We start from the raw sequence: 17,662 nt of genomic DNA on the forward strand, positions 1-17,662 counted from the left end.
CACCGTCCTGCCCATGCGCGATATCACCACGACGAGAACCATTGCGATTTTCATGGGCGTAAGAGCTAACCGCAAATTTGCGGTCCGTCAATCGCATCTCTGCCTGCCCTATTGCTTATGGGACCACTGAGCAATATCCGTTGCTGTCGCTGCCCGCATGCCGTGCCAACGCCGGCGGTTAGATCATCCGATACCTGCGTCCACCTCATGCATATCGGACGGCGGTCGCGATCGATGCCTGACATTTTGAGGGCGCGGCTTTCGTCGCGCCCTCGCAGGGAGGCTTTCTCAATCGAATGTCGCCTGCACGATCCAGGCCTCTTCTTCGCTCGGAATATCGAAGCCTTGGATATATTTCGCGAGCAGCTCGTCCGTTATCGGAAACGCGGCATTTGCATCACGCCGTGCCGAGCGTTCTCTCAAGCGGTCGCGCAAAATCGCCTCGTCCACCTGAAGATAAATGATGCGGCACCGGTGATCCCGAGCTTCGACAAGCCCACGGTAGCGGGCGCGAGCCGCCCCATTCCAGAAGGCAAAATCGATCACTGCCTTGGTGCCGCGCATGAGCTGGTCTTCAAGGCGGAGCCGCAGCCGCGTTTCGGCGGCGGCCTGCAGATCGGCATAGGCAGCTTCCGGATAATCGACGCCAAAACGCCCGTCATGCCGCCAGACCTCTTCGTCGATCGAGAAACGCTCACATCCGAGCGCCTCCAGCCGCTGCGCAAAGGTCGTCTTGCCGGAACCTGCCAAACCGCACATCATGAACACGATCCGCGGCTCGGTCCGCACCAGATCTTCGGCGGCAGCCACTGCCTGCCGATAGGACATCACCATCCGAAACCCGCCTCCTGCGATCCTGATCGGCGACGAACCTCCGCGTTTGACATCGTGCCTCACGCCTCGACTGATGAGAGCCGGCCACCACCTATGTGCCTATTTCTATCCCTCTGAACTTGCTCACACAATGCGTCAGCGGCCGACACGCTTTCCGTCAACTGCCAACGAGAAGGCCGTCACCAGGGGATGGCGCCCTGCTCGCTCTGGCAAATGCCTTTCAGGTCCTGCCCTTGAAGCAAGGCCATTCGCACCGGAAATGCCGCAGCCTCCGATGGCGTCCGGTCGCCGCGATGGCCGCTGAGGTCGGTGGCCACGAGGCCGGGGCAAGCCGATACGGCGGTGATCCCGGTATCGCTGAGCTCCGCATTGAGCTGGACCGTCAGCATGTTCAGCGCCGCCTTCGACGCATTGTAGCCTATGAGCCGCACGCCATAGAACGGCCAGCTCGGATCGCCGTTCAGCGTCAGGGAGCCGAGGCTGCTGGTCATGTTGACGATGCGCCCGGCCTTGGCCTTGCGCAAAAGCGGCAGCATCGCCTGCGTCACCGCGAGCGCCCCGATGAAATTGGTCTCCAGTTCGCTGCGCACGGCATCGAGCGAGGCCTTGCCGGGAGCGCCGTCCGTGTAGTCGGCAATGCCGGCATTGTTGACGAGGATATCGAGACGGCCGCGCCGCGCATCGATCTCTGCGGCGGCGGCAGCAATGCTTGCCGCATCGCAGACGTCGATCCGGATGAAAGATACGTCGAGCCCCTGCCCGGCGAGGTCATCCGCCGCGGCCTCGCCGCGCCCGGCATCGCGTGCGCCGAGGAAAACAGACACGCCTGATCCGGCGAGCTGTCTGACGATTTCATATCCAATTCCCTTGTTTGCGCCTGTCACGAGCGCGATACGTCCAGCGTTGTTCATCCTGAAGTTCCTTGAAAATCTCGATCGGTGCGCGCAGATTGAAAATAAGAAGGATTCTTCAGGTTTTGAATTCGCATATGGTTTCCGCGCAGATATCAGCCGCAAATGCCCGCAAATCACCGCGTCAGGCGCGGTCGGTGAACACCGTCGAGGCGATTTTCGAAGCGACGATTCAGGTTTTGATAGCGGACGGTCCGGGTGACCTGACGACGACGCGGGTCGCCGAAAGAGCCGGCGTTTCCGTTGGCTCCCTCTACCAGTATTTTCCGAACAAGCAGGCGCTGTTCCACGCGGTCAACGAGCGGTACCTGACGATGCTGGCCGAACGCGTGGAAGCCGCCTGCCTTGCCCATCGCGGCGCGCGCTATGCAGAGATGGCCGATGCCCTCGTCAGCACCTATATCGAGGTGAAGATCGAGCGCCGCGACGTCACGATCGCCCTCTACCGCGCCGCCGCCGAGATTGATGTCGCCGGCATCGTCGAGGCCATGTCGCAGCGCATCGAAGCCGCCAGCCATGCCATGTTCGCCACCGCCTCGGACGCAGAGTTCGACAATCTCGCCACCGTCAACGTGATGATGCTGAACGTGCTCTGCGGCACCGTCCGCAACGTCTTCGACCGTCACATGTCGGAACTGCTCATCGACGGCGGTTTGCGGACGCAGCTGACGCTGATGTTCTGCACCTATCTGGATGCTGCGAGTGCGGCCTGAAACCGCCGGCCTGCGTCCTACTCCGCCAGTTCCCGCATGACCTTGATCAGGTCCGACTTGCCTTCGAAGCCGATGCCGGGCAGTTCCGGCATGGTGATGTGGCCGTCGATGACCTTTACCCCATCCGGGAATCCGCCATAGGGCTGGAAAAGATCCGGATAGCTCTCATTGCCGCCAAGGCCGAGGCCAGCCGCAATGTTGAGCGACATCTGATGGCCGCCATGAGGAATGCAGCGTGAGGGCGACCAGCCGAACTGGCGCAGCACATCGAGCGTGCGCAGATATTCCACCAGCCCATAGGACAGCGCGCAGTCGAATTGCAGATAGTCGCGGTCGGCGCGCATGCCGCCATAGCGCAGCAGGTTGCGGGCATCCTGATGCGAGAACAGGTTTTCGCCCGTCGCCATCGGCGCATCGTAGAATTCCGATATCGCCGCCTGCAGCGCATAATCGAGCGGATCGCCGATTTCCTCGTACCAGAAGAGCGGATAGTCGCGCAGCATCTTGGCATAGGCAATGCCGGTCTCCAGATCGAAACGCCCGTTTGCATCGACGGCAAGCCGCGCCTCAGGCCCGATTTCCTCGAGCACGGATTCGATACGGCCGCGATCCTCGTCGATCGAAGCGCCGCCGATCTTCATCTTGACCACGGTATAGCCGCGGTCGAGATAGGTGCGCATCTCCTTGCGCAGCGCGCTATTGTCCTTGCCGGGATAGTAATATCCGCCGGCGGCATAGACGAAGACCCTGGGATCGGCTTGCCTGCCCTTCATATCCGCCAGCAACCGGAAGAGCGGCTTGCCCTCGATCTTGGCAACGGCATCCCACACCGCCATGTCGATCGTGCCGACTGCGACCGAACGCTCGCCGTGACCGCCTGGCTTCTCGTTCTTCATCATCGCCGCCCAGATCCGCTGCGGATCGAGATTGGTGCCGGCATCGTTGACGAGACTGTCGGGTGCCGCTTCCAGGATACGGTCCCGGAAGCGCTCGCGGATCAGCCCGCCCTGCCCGTATCGCCCATTGGAATTGAAGCCGTAGCCGACCACGCGCCTCCCGTCTCTGACGACATCCGTGACGACGGCGACAAGGCTCGTCGTCATCTTGCTGAAATCGATATAGGCGTTGCGGATCGGCGAAGCGATCGGCTTCGTCACTTCGCGGACATCGATGATGCGCATGGCAGCCTCCATTCTTCAGATGCTGATGTTCTAGGAGTCAGGCGCCCTGTCGTCCAATGCCGATCCGGGCTCTTTCAATGCCGAAGCGGCATAGAGAATTTCGAAATCGCTTGAAATAATCGACAGGATGCCATTTCTTCGATGCCATCAAAGCATCACCAGAAACGGATCGACGTCAGTGGAAACGGCCTGGCTTGCCGACCTCAAGGCACTCGCGGAAACCCTGAACTTTTCGCGCGCCGCCGAAAAGCGCCATATCACGCAGCCCGCTTTCGGCCGCCGCATCAAATCGCTGGAGAACTGGTGCGGCACCGAACTCGTCGATCGCTCCACGCACCGCCTGAAGCTGACCCCCGCGGGCGAAGCCATGCTGGCAGCGGCCGATGATGTCACCGCCCGTCTGGAGCGCGCCATCAGCGAAATCGAACAGATGCGGGCGGCGACCTCGACGGTGACCTTCGCCGCCACCCATGCACTGTCGTTCATCTTCTTTCCCGGCTGGATTCAAGGCCTGGGCCACGAGGCATCGACGATGCCCATCCGCCTCCTCTCCGACAATATGAACGAATGCGAGCGGATCATGATGGAGGGGCGCGCGCAGTTCCTGCTCTGCCACGATCATCGAAACAGCAGAATCCGTCTCGACATGAACGCCTACAGGCAGGTGGAGCTTGCGACCGACCGCCTGATCCCCGTCAGCGCACGGGACCGGGATGGCCGGCCGCTCCACAGCATTTCGGAGATCGCGGATCGCCCTGTCCCCCATCTTGCCTTCGAGGAAACGTCGGGCATGGGCCGCATCCTGTCATCCGCCCTTTCCGCCAGGACATCTTCGCTGCAATTCTCGACGGTCTTCACCTCGCATCTGGCAATGGCGCTGAAGGCACTTGCGATCGAGGGAAAGGGTGTGGCCTGGATACCGGAGAGCCTGGCGGCGGATGAGATGGGACCGGCTGGAAGACTGACCTCAGCCGGATCGGATGATTGGGTGGTCGAGGTCAGGATCGTGCTGATCAGGCCAAGGGCCCGCATGACCGATATTGCCGAGAGCTTCTGGAACCTCGTTCAAGGCAAGGCTGGCATTCAAGCCGCTCATCGTGGTTCGTCATGACTCCGGCTCATTTCATCAGCGGAGCCTGTCTCAGCGCCGCGTGAATATCGCTGACGACGGCAGCACCTTCGCCAACGGCGGCCGCTACCCGCTTCGTCGAACCGGCCCGGACATCGCCGATCGCAAAGACGTTCGGCAGACTGGTTTCCAGCTGCAGGGCGCGCCTTCCGAGCTCCTCTTCGACTTCAGGGCTGAAGGTCGTACCGGTCCTGATGAAGCCCCTGTCATCCGTCTTGATGCGGCACTTGATCCAGTCGGTATTCGGGTCGGCGCCGATGAACATGAAGACGCGGCGAAGATCGAAGTTCTTCTCGGACTGCGCCCTGAGCTCAGTGATGGTTGCCGCCAGCCGGCCATGCGGGTCTTCCGACAGCGCCGTCAGCTCGCATCCGAGATGCATCTCCACATTCGGCAGCGCCGCGATGCGATCGATGAGATAGGTGGACATGGTCTCGGCCAGGCTTCGGCGGATCACCAGGTGGAGACGCCGCACCCGCGGCGCGAGGAATGCGATCGCCTGGCCGGCCGAATTGCCGCCGCCGACGAGCGCGATATCGTCGTTTTCGCAGAGTTTGGCTTCGATCGCGGATGCCCAATAGGAAATGCCGGCGCCCTCGAAGCGCGCTATGTCGGGAATATCGGGCCTGCGATACCTGGCGCCCGAGGCAATGACGACGGTCCGTGCCTTGACCGCCCTGTCCCCGTCAATCCGCAAGACCATAGGGTCGGTCCTGCGTTTGCCGACAGGGGCCGGAATGAGCTCGTTCACATCAAGCGGCAAGGCGATCTCCGCTCCGAACTTGAGCGCCTGATTGAAGGCGCGGCCGGCGAGCGCCTGGCCAGAAATTCCGGTCGGAAAGCCGAGATAGTTTTCGATGCGGGAAGAACTGCCGGCCTGCCCGCCGATCGAACGGTTATCGATGACGATGACGCTGAGGCCCTCCGATGCCGCGTAGACCGCAGCAGCCAGGCCCGACGGGCCGGCCCCGACAATTGCCACATCATAGACGGTTTCCGGATCGAGTTCCGGCGTTATGCCGAGGCAGCAGGCTGCTTCGGCATCTGTCGGATGTTTGAGCACCGTGCCGCTGGGGCAGACCATGAGCGGCAATTCGCTGGCCAGGATCCCAAGCCTCTCCACCAGGCCCCGGCCTTCATGGTCCGAGGCCGCATCGAGGACGACATGAGGATAACCGCTTCGGGTCAGAAAGCCCTGCAGGCGAACCAGATTGGGCTCTCCCGGATGGCCGATCAGAACGGAGCCGGCGCCGCCGAAATTGATCAGTTCCACACGCCGCAGGATATAGGCGCGCATGATGATCTCGCCGATCTCGGCCGAGCCGATGATGAGAGCCTTCAGATGCGCAGCATCGAATGCCAGCGCCACACATCCTTCCGGCCCGGCACGCCCGCCCGCAAGCACCGGCCGCCCGGAAAGCTGGCTGACCTCTCCTGAAAACTGCCCTGCATCATGGCTCGTGATCAGGGCTTCCGGCATCGACAAGCCGTCATGCCTGAAGACGTCGAGTCGGCCGGAAAGGATCAGCCATGCCGGCGAATGCCTGTCGCCGATCTGCGAGACGATCTCGCCGGGAGCAAAGGAATGCGGGCCACTGCTGGCAAAACGCCCGGCTATCTGGACCTGCGCGGCGCTCAGCACCGGAAACATCTGGTGACGGCGGGTTTCGAGACTGTCGGAGCTCATCTCGGCACGCTCAATAATAGATCGGGATCGGGCCGCGCTGCGGCGTCTGATCCGGCAGTTCCACCATCGTCTCGTCGAGATAGCACCAGCCCCAGCCTTCCGGCGGGTCGTAGCCTTCGATGATGGGATGTCCCGTGGCATGGAAATGCGCCGTCGCATGTTTCCCGATCGACTGGTCGCAGCAGCCGACATGGCCGCATTCCCGACAAAGCCGGAGATGGACCCATTCCTGTCCCTCCTCCAGGCATTCCTCGCAGCCGAGCGTCCTCGGCTCGACGGATCGAACGGCTGCGACATGTTTGCACACCGACATCTGCATCTCCTCTTTCTCTTGAGTTCGCGCCTGCCGGAGGAAGATAGATCAAAAGACGATTTTCTCTAGCATAACCAGGCGCAGAACCGTTCCCCTCGCCGGCCAATATGCAGCGAGAGGGCCGCGCCCGCCATGCAGGCGAGACCGGTTAGTTCATCTTCCGCTAGAAAATATTGCAGCGCTGTGACCGCGGTCACTATCGGAAACAGCTACTGCTTGTATTTTGCCGCCGCTGGATGCTGCACCTACCAGCTGGAGAAGGGTCGCTGGGCCCCACTTGGTGGCCCTTCTCGTTTTTCCGCTGTCGATGATGGCGTGACGCGCCCGTTTACCGGAACATTTCGACGTGACTGCCGATCCTGCCGCCTTTTCGCACGCTGCTCACCGTGTCCTGCCGCGCGTCGGACGGCGTGTCGCCGAACCATGACACCATGAACAGAAGAAGCGCCGCTGCCATCAGCGGCGGGCCAAGATAGACGATCAGGAGGGAATTCAGCGGTCTCACGGTGGCGTCTTTTTCAGGTTTCTTGGTTTGACACGGATTTCAGGGCCGTCACGGCCGGTGCGGGCTCGTCGTCATCGGGCGTCACCAGGGAGCGCCGCGATATTGGCTGAAGCAAGGGTAACAGTCTGGGAGTGCGAAGCATTCAGCGAGAGATAAAGCCCCTGAACGCTATAGTAGGCCGCAACCCACATTAGCAGGCCGAGCTGAAGTGCAATGATAAAACAGTAGATCCTCATCGTTTCCCTTCGGAATCAGCTTTTACTAAGCCAAAACGTCAGAATTATTCTGTGCATCCAGGCACATAATAACGTCCTTATTTTCACAGATATCGCAGAATTAGCCGATTTACTATTATCACCCACATAGCAAAAAGGTGGAAAAATAGGCCGACCGGATAAAACGGGCAGCATCGAAAGAATTATACTTGCCGCACCGTTGGCGCGAGCGCCCGGTCCTCTCAAGCCCCATCATCGACTGGCGTGCCCCTGAACGACACTGATGGTGATCAAAGCTACCTAAACGATCTTGCCCGTCACCGAACTGCCTCCGGCCGTCAATCAGATCAACCCAAGGTAGCCATTTGCTTCGCCACATGCTAGGGTGCCGGCCAGAATAGGTACGTGAATGTCATTGTAGTTTCACTTGCCCCGGCAGGAGGCACTCAACAATATCCGGATTTAACAGCAATCGGAGGAAGACGCATGAGCGCCTTTTACGGCACAGCTGGAGATGATGTGTTTCGCACGCTGAACTCTACTCTTATAATAATCCCAGAGGCAGGACTTATCTTCGAGAACAGTGATGTTTACCTCGGCGATGAAGGCAACGACACCTTTCGCATCGCGACGTCGACTTTCGACTTGCCGGATCTGTTGGAAACATCAAACGATATTTTCGGGGGAGCGGATAACGACACCCTGATCTTCGCCCCTCCTCATGACTTTCCCGGCCAGATCGACGTCACGTTCTTCGGCAACGCAGGAACGGATTCCGCATACCTGAACTTTCAGCCGATGGGAGCTCTCGACGTCGATTTCACGAATTTCGGGCCGGGCACCTTCACATCCATCCTGGCCCTGACCCACGCAGACGGCAGTTATGCAGGCCAGTTCTTCATCGAACCTGATGTCGAGCATGTCTCGGTCATCGGTTCGAATTTCGCTGACCGGATGGTCGGCAATGCAGGCGACGACAAGCTGGATGGCAAAGGCGGGGCCGATACCTTCTTCGAAACGACTGGCAACGACACCTACATATTCGATGATACGGGCGATCGCGTCGCAATTTATTCAGGGCCGCTGCTCACCCTTCCCGATGGCGGCGTAGACACGATCTGGACAACGGTCAGCGTGGATCTGCGTGACCAGGGGCCTGTCGAAAACCTCCGGCTGAACGGCACGGCGGATATCGATGCGACAGGCAACGACCTTGCCAACATGATCACCGGCAATGCCGGCAGCAATCTCATCGCCGGCGGTGCCGGCAATGACAGCCTCTACGGCAAGGGCGGCGCCGACACGTTCCATTTCGATGACATGGGCGCAGCCAGCAAGGACTTCATCTGGGACTTCGATTCGGACGACAAGATCAGCCTCGGCCCGGCCTTCGCCAGCCTCGATGTCGACAATAACGGCGTGGTGGACGCAGCCTCTTTCGAAATCGTCAACAAGTGGGGCGCCGGCGGAACCAAGGCCGGCCCCGAACTGATCTACAATTCCGCAACCGGCATTCTGTCCTATGACGCCGACGGCGCCGGCACGACCCATGCTGCCCAGGACATCGCGTTCATCGGCGTGAACAAGACGTTCTTCGACAATACCGACGTCCTGGCAAACAGCTCCCTGCTCGTCTGACCGCACGCCCCACATCTGAAAACGGCCGGTTTACCGGCTGTTTTCGCAGGGTATGGAGCATCCACCGGAAGGTGATTGAACCTTTAGCGATCTGCCCAAATCGCGCGAACGAGCGCATGCTACCCTTGAGCCTGGCAAATAAGATTCAGGCCGGATGCTGGGGGGCATGAAATGCGCGATTTGCTGTCAAATTTCGAAGAAGACCATCGTAGTCTCGGTTATGGTGCAGAGGCTCCAACTCATGGACATGGTTTTTCCCGGGTCCATGCGGTCGCCGCGATCTTGATCCTGTGTGCGGCGATCTTCTTTATCGGAGGCCACGGACTGGTCTAGAGCAACTCCGTCAAAGACGTACGGCGGCATTTCTCGATTTGAGGAAGATTGGGACATCTGCAGCCTGCAATCATCCCGAACCGTCAGAACCAGAGATCGCGCACACACCGCCCCTTGGAGGGCAGGTCTTCAAATGTCTCCAGCCCGTCGAAGTGATCGATCGGCAGATCGGAAACGAGATCCGGCGGCGCCAGCCGCAGGTTGACCGCCATGCGCCGGCGGCCATCCCTGTTGAGCCTCAGGCCGCGCCAGCTGAGCACGCAGGCGCAGGTCGGACAGAACAATATTTCCAGCGACGCCGTCTCCCGGCCGGTCCGCGTATAGGAGCCGGTCTCGCCGCTGACGGTGATCCGCTCGCCTTCGTAATCATAGGCCCAGAGCGCTCCATAGCGCCGGCAGAGCGTGCAGTTGCACGCCGTGATCGAGCCCGGATCGCCTTCCAGCGTCCAGCCCGTCTTACCGCAATGACATGAGCCGACCAGCATCAGCGCACCGTTTCATCCCTGCCTGTTTGGAAGGATCCATCCTGCCTCAATCGGGCGCCGCCTGCAAATTCCACCCTTGCAGCCTGCAAGTCAGATCATGCCTTGACTCCTTCCGAAATGAGAACATAATAAGAACATCCGTGGCGCTGCGGCCGCCATCCCGACAATCTGGAACTGAAATGCTCTGCAAGGAGAATGAGAACATGCGTCCGCAATTGGCCCCCAAAACCGATGGTGATGTGATCGCAAACGAAGACCTGAGCTGGGAGGTCGAGGCAGTGCTCTCCTGGCACGACGAGGATGCCAAGGCAGCTATCGCCACGCTTCTGCAGGACTGTCGCCACCTGCGCCAACAGCTTGCGCTTGCCGAAGGTGCCCTCAGCCGGGGCATGACCCGCGGCTGGCGGCCTTCCTTCGAGCGCTCCTCCCTTGACCGGACATGAAACACCGCCGCAGCATCGATCTCGTCGCCAGTCATGAGGAGGTCGCAACCGACAGGGAGACGCTCGCCACCCTGCCGCAATGGTATGTCATCCAAGCCCAATGCCCGGCCTGTCAGCGCGAGACGAGGATCGACCGGCGCGTGCTCGCCTACCGCTACGGCAAGGACATATCGCTGGCGAGGATCAGCCTTCGCCTGAAATGCAGCGGCTGCGGCAACCGCACGGGAAACCAGCTGCTGCTCGGCAGGCTGCCACGCGATTGACCGCAATCCCCGCCTATCTGCCGGCCGAGGCAAGCAGCAGCCTTGCCGCCACCATCGCCCCGTCGGTTCGGATCGTGGGGGCAACAGCCGCGGCGCGCTGGCGCATGTCGGGTTGCAATGCCGCCGAAAGCGCAGCGGAGAAGGTCTCCAGCGTCGGTATCGTCCCCTCATGCGCGACGCCGATGCCGAGTGCCGCAACGCGACCCGCCCAATAGGGCTGATCGGCTATCTGCGCCACGACCACCTGTGGCACGCCGGCACGGGCAGCGGCCGCCGTCGTGCCGGCCCCGCCGTGATGGACGATCGCCGCAACCCGCGGAAAGAGTGCCTGATGATTGGCCTCCTCGATGAGGAAGCAGTCGCGCGCGCCATCATCGGTCATCAGCCCGGCCCAGCCGCGCGACAGCACCGCACGCCGCCTCGCAGCGCGGATCGCAGCAAGGATGACGCCCGAGGCATCCTTCAGCGCATGCATCGGCATACTGCCGAAGCCGACATAGACGGGCGCTGTTCCACTATCGAGAAAATCTTCCAGAGCCGCCGGCAGCGGCCGGTCGTCATCGAGCATCCAGGCGCCCGTCTGCACCGCGTCGATCAGATCCGTCGCAAGCAGCGGCCCGACCACAGGATCGGCCGCAAGCAACGGCCGGCGTGTCAGGACCGGATCGCGCACATTGTCCACCGGCGCCATGCCCATCGATGCGCGCAGCCGATTATAGGCTCCGCCGAAGATCACATTCTTCGTTTCGATATCATAGTCCCAGAGGACCCGGTTGTCGGTCACGCCGGGCGGATGCGGACGGCCCTTGAATTCATGCGGCTTGTGATGATGCGACGGCAGGAAGATCGGGCAGAATGTCGCCCCGAAATAGCCGATGCCCGCCCGCTCTGCCACCAGCTGTGCCGCCGCCATCGCCGGAAACAGCCCCGCCGCGACGATGAGATCGCATCCTTCCGCAGCTGCCGAAAGCGCCTCGAACTGGCCCGCCAATATCCCGGCTGCGCGTTCGGAAATGCCATCGGCCGAACGCTCCCGCGTATTGCTCTCGGCGCTCTTCATCACCTCGCTCACCCATTGCCGCACGGGCGCGTTTGCTGGCGCGAGCGGCACGCCGAGCCGCTCGAGCAGCCCGGCAAACTCCGCATCCGGCGGCGCGCAGACCACCGCCTCTGCGCCAAGTCTCTGCAAGCCAACCGCCAGCGCCGCCAATGGCTGCACATCTCCGCGCGACCCGTACGTGGAAAGCAATACACGCATGCTCTTCTCCCGATGCTGTTGATCAGGATAAGCGTTCTACGCCTCGACCCGGGTCTTGCCGCAAGTCCCCCCTGCGCCATATCTAAAGGCATAGCAGGGATGATGATTGTTCCCGGCTGCATATTTCCCGACATTTCCACCGATGAGCGGCAGCGAAAGGCCGGCAGGTCTACGTCAGGAACCGGCTGAGATAGGCATAGCTGCGCGCCGCAAATTCGAAGGGCAGCCGCGGATTGTCGTGCTCGACGACGAAGAGCCGCGCCCCGCTTGCAACCGCCGCTCGCCAGAGCGACGGCCAGAGCAGCACGCCGGAGCCGACATTCGCCCATCCGTCCTCGTCCGGGTCCATATCGTCAGGTGCCTGATCCTTGACATGCACGGAGACCAGCACCGACGCATAATGCCTGATCCATTCGATGGCATTGGGCTGGGCTCGCGCCAGCCAGGCAATATCCGCCTGCCAGGTAAGCGGGCTGCCCCTGGCTGCCTCGAACATCAGCTCGAAGCCGTAGCGCCCGCCAATGGTGCGCTCGAAGCCCGCCATCTTGTTGTGATAGCCGAGCACGATGCCCTCTGCCTTCATCTGCTCCGAAAGCGACCCGAGCTCGTGGCCGATCCGCTGCCATGCGGCTTTCGTTTCCTTCGCCATCGCCGGCGCCGGATGCGGAACGAAAAGCTGCCCGATGCCGCATTGCTGGCAGGCATCGACAAAGCGCTGCCGCTCGCTGCGCAACGCTTCCAGCCCGACATGGGCGGATGGCGCCGAAAGCCCGTTCCTCAGAAGTCCGGCCTGCAGATTATCGGCATCGCGCAGATGCCCCTCGAGCGGCTCCACGGCGCCGTAACCGGCGCTCGCCGCCTTTTCAAGCTGCGTGCCGAGATCTCCGAGACCGCGCATCGAATAGAGCTGCAGCGAAAGCATCGGCTTCGTCATCGCTCATCCCCAGACCAGTGTCGCCCTCGCCGGCAAGGCATCTTGACCGTTCCCTTTATCGAATCCGGGCACAGTTTCGCCTGTGTCGAGACAGATTGCGAGGGCAAAACGCCAAGATCACCCCAATGCCGGCAGGGCGGGCTTCGGCGACAGCTTGCGCTTCAGGTTGACGATATGGCGGCCGAAGGACCTGTCGATGCGTTTCACATCGATCAGCGTCAGCTCCCCGCAGGCAGAAAACGTGTGAAGGCCGTCGGGGTAGTCGGCAGTCGCGAGATCGCCCGTCAACTGCGCCGGCAGATGCGCGCAGGTCACATGCGTTTCGCTGAGCAGGCTGAAGCGCAGGAAGCGCAGGCCGCCGCCATAGCTGACGCTGCAGTCCTGGACCGGCAGGATGACCTGCCCATCGGCGCCGATAAAGGGCGTGCCGCCCGGCCGGGCGCCGGAGCGATCCACAAGCACCGGATTTTGCGGATGGGTCTTCCACGGGCCGGTCAGGCGATCAGCAAAGGCGATATGCAGCTCGCGCTGGTCGCGCGCGCCGGCACCGACGAGCGTGTAGAACATCCACCACTTGCCCTGATGCTCGATGAGGCAGGCCTCGGCAACGGGCATACCGGTCAGCAGCACCGTTTCCCGCACCCAGTCATCCGGGAACGAGCGGGCACGGTAAAGAGCGACCTCCCCCGCCTTATGGCTTTCCGGCATCATCAGCACCTCGCCATCCTGTTCGATCAGGAAGGGATAGGAGAGATGAAAAGGCCTGGTGAGCGCCACCGCCTTGCCGCGCCATTTGAGGTCCGGCCCCACCAGTTCGTGGCGCTCGATGAAACCGTGCTTGGTATGGTAATCATAGGCCTCAACGAAAACGTGCAGGCTGTCGCCCTTCCTCACTGCGAAGGGATCGGCAAGATATCGCCACGGCCCGGGATCGGGCAGCCATGTGATGCGATCGGAAGAACTCGCCAAGGCTTTGGCATCGAGCAGCGTATCGGCGGGCGCCGGGACGATGCCCACCTGCCAGAAATCACTCTTGGGCTTCAGACGCATAGATCAATCGCGGCGGATCGATGTCGGGCGCGGCCGGCACTGCGGCTGCGCGGGCAAGCCGGGAATAGAAGTCGAGAACATTCGCAATACCTGCCGAACGGGAGAAAGGAGCCAAGTCGTAGCCTACGCGCGACAGGCGGACAACAGGCTGTTCCCGCAAGACATCGGCAAGCGCTTCGGCCAGCTGCTCGATGGAGCCAGGCGCAACCAGCGTCACCGGCTGCTCGCGCAGATATTCCGACGGCCCTTCGGCGGCCGTGGCAACGATCGGCAGCCCCTCGTGCATGGCTTCGAGAATGGCAAGGCCTGCAGACTCTTCTCGCGACGGCGAGACGAAGAGATCCAGGTTGCGCAGGAACCCCGGCACATTGTTGCAATGACCGAGCAGGTGGATGCGGCTGTCGCCCTTCGCGAGCTTCTCCAGCGCGGCGCGATGCGGCCCCTCGCCGACGATGACGAGAACGGCATTGTCGGGTGCCGACTGCCGGAAGGCCGGCACGAGCACATCATAGCCTTTGCTGGGATGCAGACGCCCGACGCTGCCGACAAGCCGTGTTCCGCGCGGCAAGTTCAGCTGCGCGCGCAGATCCATGCTCTCGGTCGATGTGATATCGGGCAGCCAGTTGGAAATCAGCGTCGACTGACCGTCAAATGTGCCGAGCCGCGTCGACTGGGCAGTGTTGACGCAGATTACCCCGTCGAGGCCGGCATGCTGCCTGGTCTTGTAGCCGACATGCAGGGTCGCGACCCTGGTGACACTGTTGCGCGCTGCGGCAAGCGCCTTGCAGCCGTGGCTGAGATGCCCATGCGCAATTTCGATTCCCGCCCGATCCATCAGCCGCCGCAGCCTCGGGCCTCTCAGAAACGGGAAAGCGAAACCGTGAAAAACCACCTCTTTCGAGAGCAGGCCGGCAATCGGCGAGCCGTATCGTCCCGCGACGTGAACCTCATGGCCAAGGGCAGCCTGCCCGTTGGCAAGATCGGCGCAGTATCGTTCCGATCCAGCGACCCTGGAGGAGAACAGGACATGCAGGATTTTCAACTTATGAGACGCTGCCGCATCGACAGCCTCATAGGCGCGCGGATGCAACTCACCCACGAAATCTTTTCGAGCGCTCACAATACACCTCAGACCGATAGCCGACCGAGTTGAGTTGTTGGCGAAACACTTCTCGATAGGTTTCGACGATGATCTACATCGGAGAACCTACGCAAACAAGACTGCGTAACTATACAGAATCGTAAGCTTTTAGCCACGGAATAACCATTTTTTGGGTAACCCGCTGAACTAATTCTTGAAAAATTGCGGCAGTATCCCGCACGACTGTAACGCCGATAAAACAGCCTGCCAAAGTGCCAGAAAAAGTCGTGTGACCGACCTTGCCGGCAATTGCGAGGTTGCGCGCCCTGAAAAGCGGGTCCGTGTCCGGGCGCCTTATTTTTTCAATGCGTAGTTGATCCTGCGGGCAGTCTCGGCGATGCGGATCGCATAGGTCGGCAATCGCCTCCACCAGGGAAATTTGGTGGCCCTGTAGACTGACCGTGTCCCGATGTTCGAGCCGCCCTCTTTTACGACGGCTACGTTCTGGCGGGTCGTGTAGATCCGCGCCCGGGACGCCCAGCCCCGCTCCAGTTCGACATCCCAGGGAAACCGCATGGTGCCGATCGCCTTGAGGAGCTTCAGGGCGCCCATCCGCGTTACGACATAGCAGGCGGCCGACCCCTGCGGACCATGCGTTGCCCGCCCGATCTCATCGCCGACTGCCGAGGCGGCAACCGGCCTGAAACCGACGATGCGGTGGTTGAAGAGCTTGATCACATCGGCACCCGGCACCGCCGCGATTGCCGCTTCGGCGCGCGCAATGAGATCGGCAGACAGAATGATATCGTCCTCGACGATGATGCAGGCGGCCTTATCGGTCTCCAGAAAGGCTTCGAGCACCTTCAGATGGCTCCGGTAGCAGCCATATTCGCCGGGCAGCATGGTGCGGCCATTGTTGCGCTGAAAGGCGCGCTCGTCACAGGCCACGCGCTGATCCGCGGGAACCTCCCGACCGTCGACGCCGGCAACGCGAATGAGATCGAACTGCAAGGCTTCGGCCTGATCGGACAAGGCATTCCACCGCTCCGTGGAGCGGTCGAGATTGATCACATAAATGCAGGTCGTCATCGCCCAACCGTGGTTCTGCAGCCCAGGGCAGCCACAAGCCTCCCCGAGGCCGGGCGTCCCGTCATGAAAGTTCGCCTAGCACTTCCCCCGCCGGCTATGCAACCTGTCGTCGTTGCATGACAGCGATGTTGGTGAGGAATTTCTCGTTATTCGACCAGGAGCAAGTCCGCGACGCGATGACATCGGCTTGAATTGCGGGAGCGGAGCCTCTAGCACTCATAGCCCATCGAACAGCATTTCAGGACGCATGACTTGCCCGCCTTCCCCTTCTCGCTAAACGACCCCATCCAGCATCACGGCCCTCTTCCGAAAACCTCCGACGTCGTCATCATCGGCGGCGGCGTCATTGGTGTTTCGACGGCGCTGTTCCTGGCAAAGCGCAAGATTTCCGTGACCCTCATCGAGAAGGGCCGCATTGCCGCCGAGCAGTCCTCGCGCAACTGGGGCTGGATCCGCAAGCAGGGGCGTGATGCGGACGAACTGCCCATCGTCATCGAGGCCTGCCGTCTCTGGGAAGAGCTTGCGGCAGAATGCGGCGAGGATATCGGCCTTTTCAAGACCGGCGTCACCTATCTCGCCAACTCGGACAAGGAGATGGCCGGCTTCGAGACCTTCATGAAGCTCGCGAGCGCCCACGATCTCGACACCCGCCTGCTCGATGGCGGGCAGACGGCTTCCCTCTTCCAGGGCATGTCCCGCAAATTCGCAGGCGCCATGACGACGCCGTCGGACATGCGCGCCGAGCCATGGCTCGCCGTGCCCGCTCTCGCCCGGCTCGCCGCCCGTCTGGGTGTCACGATCATCGAGAACTGCGCGGCGCGAACCCTGGATATTTCCTCGGGCAAGGTGAGCGGCGTCTGGACCGAGGCCGGTCGCATCGAGACCTCGACCGTGCTCGTCGCCGGCGGCGCCTGGTCGTCGCTCTTCCTGAGAAGACACGGCGTCTCCATCCCCCAGCTCGCCGTCCGCGCCACCGTTGCCGCAACCGAGCCCCTGGCCGAAATCCACGCAGGTGCGGCCGCCGGGGCCGATGTCGCCTTCCGCCGCAGGCAGGATGGCGGCTACACGCTGGCGCCGAGAGACCATCGCCTCTATCTCGGCCCCGATGCCTTCCGCCACGCGACGAAATACCTGCCGGCGCTCATGGCTCACCCGTTCGGCACACGCTATTCGCTGGCGGCTCCCGAAGGCTTCCCGGACAGCTGGTCGACCCCGCGCAACTGGACTGCGGATGCAGAAAGCCCCTTCGAACGGATGCGCGTGCTCAACCCCGCGCCCGAACAATCCAGCCTCGAAGTGATCAGGCGCGATTTCCAGCGCCTCTTCCCGCAGTTCGGAACCGTGCGCCTGAAGGCGAGCTGGGCCGGCATGATCGACGCCATGCCCGATATCGTGCCGATCGTCGACCGCGCCGAGGCCATCGCCGGCCTCTTCGTCGCAACAGGCATGAGCGGCCACGGCTTCGGTATCGGCCCGGGCATCGGCCGCGTCGTCTCCGACCTGATCCAGGGCAACGCCCCCGGCCACGATCTCAACCGCTTCCGGCTGTCGCGCTTCACCGACGGCAGCCGCATCCGGCCGGGACCGGCGATCTGATCCG

The 17,662-nt window shown here is 61.9% G+C and carries 18 protein-coding genes; 6 read left to right on the top strand and 12 right to left on the bottom strand.

Annotated elements, in window-relative coordinates; translation table 11 throughout:
• Positions 1–288 precede the first annotated feature (288 nt).
• Together FHT93_RS06420 and FHT93_RS06425 are read right to left on the bottom strand one after the other, a co-directional pair.
• Positions 289–834 carry an ATP-binding protein gene (locus FHT93_RS06420; RefSeq protein WP_183846742.1) on the bottom strand — a complete coding sequence of 182 codons (546 nt, stop codon included), beginning with the start codon at positions 832–834 and terminating at the stop codon, positions 289–291.
• Between the two features lie 179 nt (positions 835–1,013).
• Positions 1,014–1,745 (bottom strand): SDR family NAD(P)-dependent oxidoreductase, encoded by a 732-nt coding sequence (locus FHT93_RS06425; protein ID WP_183846744.1) that lies wholly within the window; start codon positions 1,743–1,745, stop codon positions 1,014–1,016.
• A 65-nt stretch (positions 1,746–1,810) separates the two neighbouring features.
• Between FHT93_RS06425 and FHT93_RS06430 the strand changes: the two genes are divergently transcribed.
• Entirely contained in the window at positions 1,811–2,458 is a 648-nt protein-coding gene (locus FHT93_RS06430; RefSeq protein ID WP_246781559.1) for a TetR/AcrR family transcriptional regulator, read from the top strand.
• Between the two features lie 17 nt (positions 2,459–2,475).
• On the opposite strand, the gene FHT93_RS06435 is transcribed toward FHT93_RS06430, so the two are convergent.
• On the bottom strand, positions 2,476–3,639 hold the full coding sequence (locus tag FHT93_RS06435; RefSeq protein WP_113147325.1) for a mandelate racemase/muconate lactonizing enzyme family protein: 1,164 nt from the start codon (positions 3,637–3,639) through the stop codon (positions 2,476–2,478).
• A 178-nt stretch (positions 3,640–3,817) separates the two neighbouring features.
• Between FHT93_RS06435 and FHT93_RS06440 the strand changes: the two genes are divergently transcribed.
• Positions 3,818–4,750 (top strand): LysR family transcriptional regulator, encoded by a 933-nt coding sequence (locus tag FHT93_RS06440; protein WP_183846746.1) that lies wholly within the window; start codon positions 3,818–3,820, stop codon positions 4,748–4,750.
• 7 nt (positions 4,751–4,757) lie between these two features.
• Here FHT93_RS06440 and FHT93_RS06445 read toward each other — a convergent pair whose 3' ends face one another.
• The 3 genes from FHT93_RS06445 to FHT93_RS06455 form a co-directional block, all read right to left on the bottom strand.
• Positions 4,758–6,455, bottom strand: coding sequence for an FAD-dependent oxidoreductase (locus FHT93_RS06445; protein WP_112969440.1), 1,698 nt, complete (start codon positions 6,453–6,455; stop codon positions 4,758–4,760).
• Positions 6,456–6,465: 10 nt separating this feature from the next.
• Positions 6,466–6,768 carry a UBP-type zinc finger domain-containing protein gene (locus tag FHT93_RS06450; protein WP_112969439.1) on the bottom strand — a complete coding sequence of 101 codons (303 nt, stop codon included), beginning with the start codon at positions 6,766–6,768 and terminating at the stop codon, positions 6,466–6,468.
• 328 nt (positions 6,769–7,096) lie between these two features.
• Positions 7,097–7,273 (bottom strand): hypothetical protein, encoded by a 177-nt coding sequence (locus FHT93_RS06455; RefSeq protein WP_018115235.1) that lies wholly within the window; start codon positions 7,271–7,273, stop codon positions 7,097–7,099.
• 701 nt (positions 7,274–7,974) lie between these two features.
• On the opposite strand from FHT93_RS06455, the gene FHT93_RS06460 reads away from it, so the two are divergent.
• A complete protein-coding gene (locus FHT93_RS06460) occupies positions 7,975–9,126 on the top strand; it encodes a calcium-binding protein (protein WP_183846748.1) in 1,152 nt (383 codons plus the stop codon).
• A gap of 416 nt (positions 9,127–9,542) precedes the next feature.
• Here the strand turns inward: FHT93_RS06460 and FHT93_RS06465 are convergent, their stop codons facing one another.
• Positions 9,543–9,944 (bottom strand): GFA family protein, encoded by a 402-nt coding sequence (locus FHT93_RS06465; RefSeq protein ID WP_183846749.1) that lies wholly within the window; start codon positions 9,942–9,944, stop codon positions 9,543–9,545.
• A gap of 203 nt (positions 9,945–10,147) precedes the next feature.
• Between FHT93_RS06465 and FHT93_RS06470 the strand changes: the two genes are divergently transcribed.
• Positions 10,148–10,387 carry a hypothetical protein gene (locus tag FHT93_RS06470; protein WP_029616483.1) on the top strand — a complete coding sequence of 80 codons (240 nt, stop codon included), beginning with the start codon at positions 10,148–10,150 and terminating at the stop codon, positions 10,385–10,387.
• Positions 10,384–10,650 (top strand): hypothetical protein, encoded by a 267-nt coding sequence (locus tag FHT93_RS06475; RefSeq protein ID WP_018115229.1) that lies wholly within the window; start codon positions 10,384–10,386, stop codon positions 10,648–10,650. Before FHT93_RS06470 ends, FHT93_RS06475 begins: the two co-directional genes overlap by 4 nt.
• A 13-nt stretch (positions 10,651–10,663) precedes the next feature.
• Here the strand turns inward: FHT93_RS06475 and FHT93_RS06480 are convergent, their stop codons facing one another.
• From FHT93_RS06480 to FHT93_RS06500, 5 genes are all read right to left on the bottom strand, one after another.
• Positions 10,664–11,908, bottom strand: a complete 1,245-nt coding sequence (locus FHT93_RS06480; protein ID WP_183846751.1) for a glycosyltransferase — start codon at positions 11,906–11,908, stop codon at positions 10,664–10,666.
• Positions 11,909–12,077: 169 nt separating this feature from the next.
• Positions 12,078–12,842: a sugar phosphate isomerase/epimerase gene (locus tag FHT93_RS06485; RefSeq protein WP_018115227.1), complete on the bottom strand. Its 765-nt coding sequence runs from the start codon at positions 12,840–12,842 to the stop codon at positions 12,078–12,080.
• A 117-nt stretch (positions 12,843–12,959) separates the two neighbouring features.
• Positions 12,960–13,892 carry a glycosyl hydrolase family 43 gene (locus tag FHT93_RS06490; RefSeq protein ID WP_183846753.1) on the bottom strand — a complete coding sequence of 311 codons (933 nt, stop codon included), beginning with the start codon at positions 13,890–13,892 and terminating at the stop codon, positions 12,960–12,962.
• On the bottom strand, positions 13,870–14,991 hold the full coding sequence (locus FHT93_RS06495; protein WP_183846755.1) for a glycosyltransferase family 4 protein: 1,122 nt from the start codon (positions 14,989–14,991) through the stop codon (positions 13,870–13,872). The genes FHT93_RS06490 and FHT93_RS06495 overlap by 23 nt, the downstream gene beginning before the upstream one ends.
• A 336-nt stretch (positions 14,992–15,327) precedes the next feature.
• Positions 15,328–16,062 (bottom strand): glycosyltransferase family 25 protein, encoded by a 735-nt coding sequence (locus FHT93_RS06500; protein ID WP_112546929.1) that lies wholly within the window; start codon positions 16,060–16,062, stop codon positions 15,328–15,330.
• A 252-nt stretch (positions 16,063–16,314) separates the two neighbouring features.
• Between FHT93_RS06500 and FHT93_RS06505 the strand changes: the two genes are divergently transcribed.
• Positions 16,315–17,658 (top strand): FAD-binding oxidoreductase, encoded by a 1,344-nt coding sequence (locus FHT93_RS06505; RefSeq protein WP_183846757.1) that lies wholly within the window; start codon positions 16,315–16,317, stop codon positions 17,656–17,658.
• The last annotated feature ends 4 nt before the right edge of the window (positions 17,659–17,662 follow it).

This window comes from Rhizobium sp. BK379 (assembly GCF_014193955.1).
Taxonomy (GTDB): domain Bacteria; phylum Pseudomonadota; class Alphaproteobacteria; order Rhizobiales; family Rhizobiaceae; genus Rhizobium.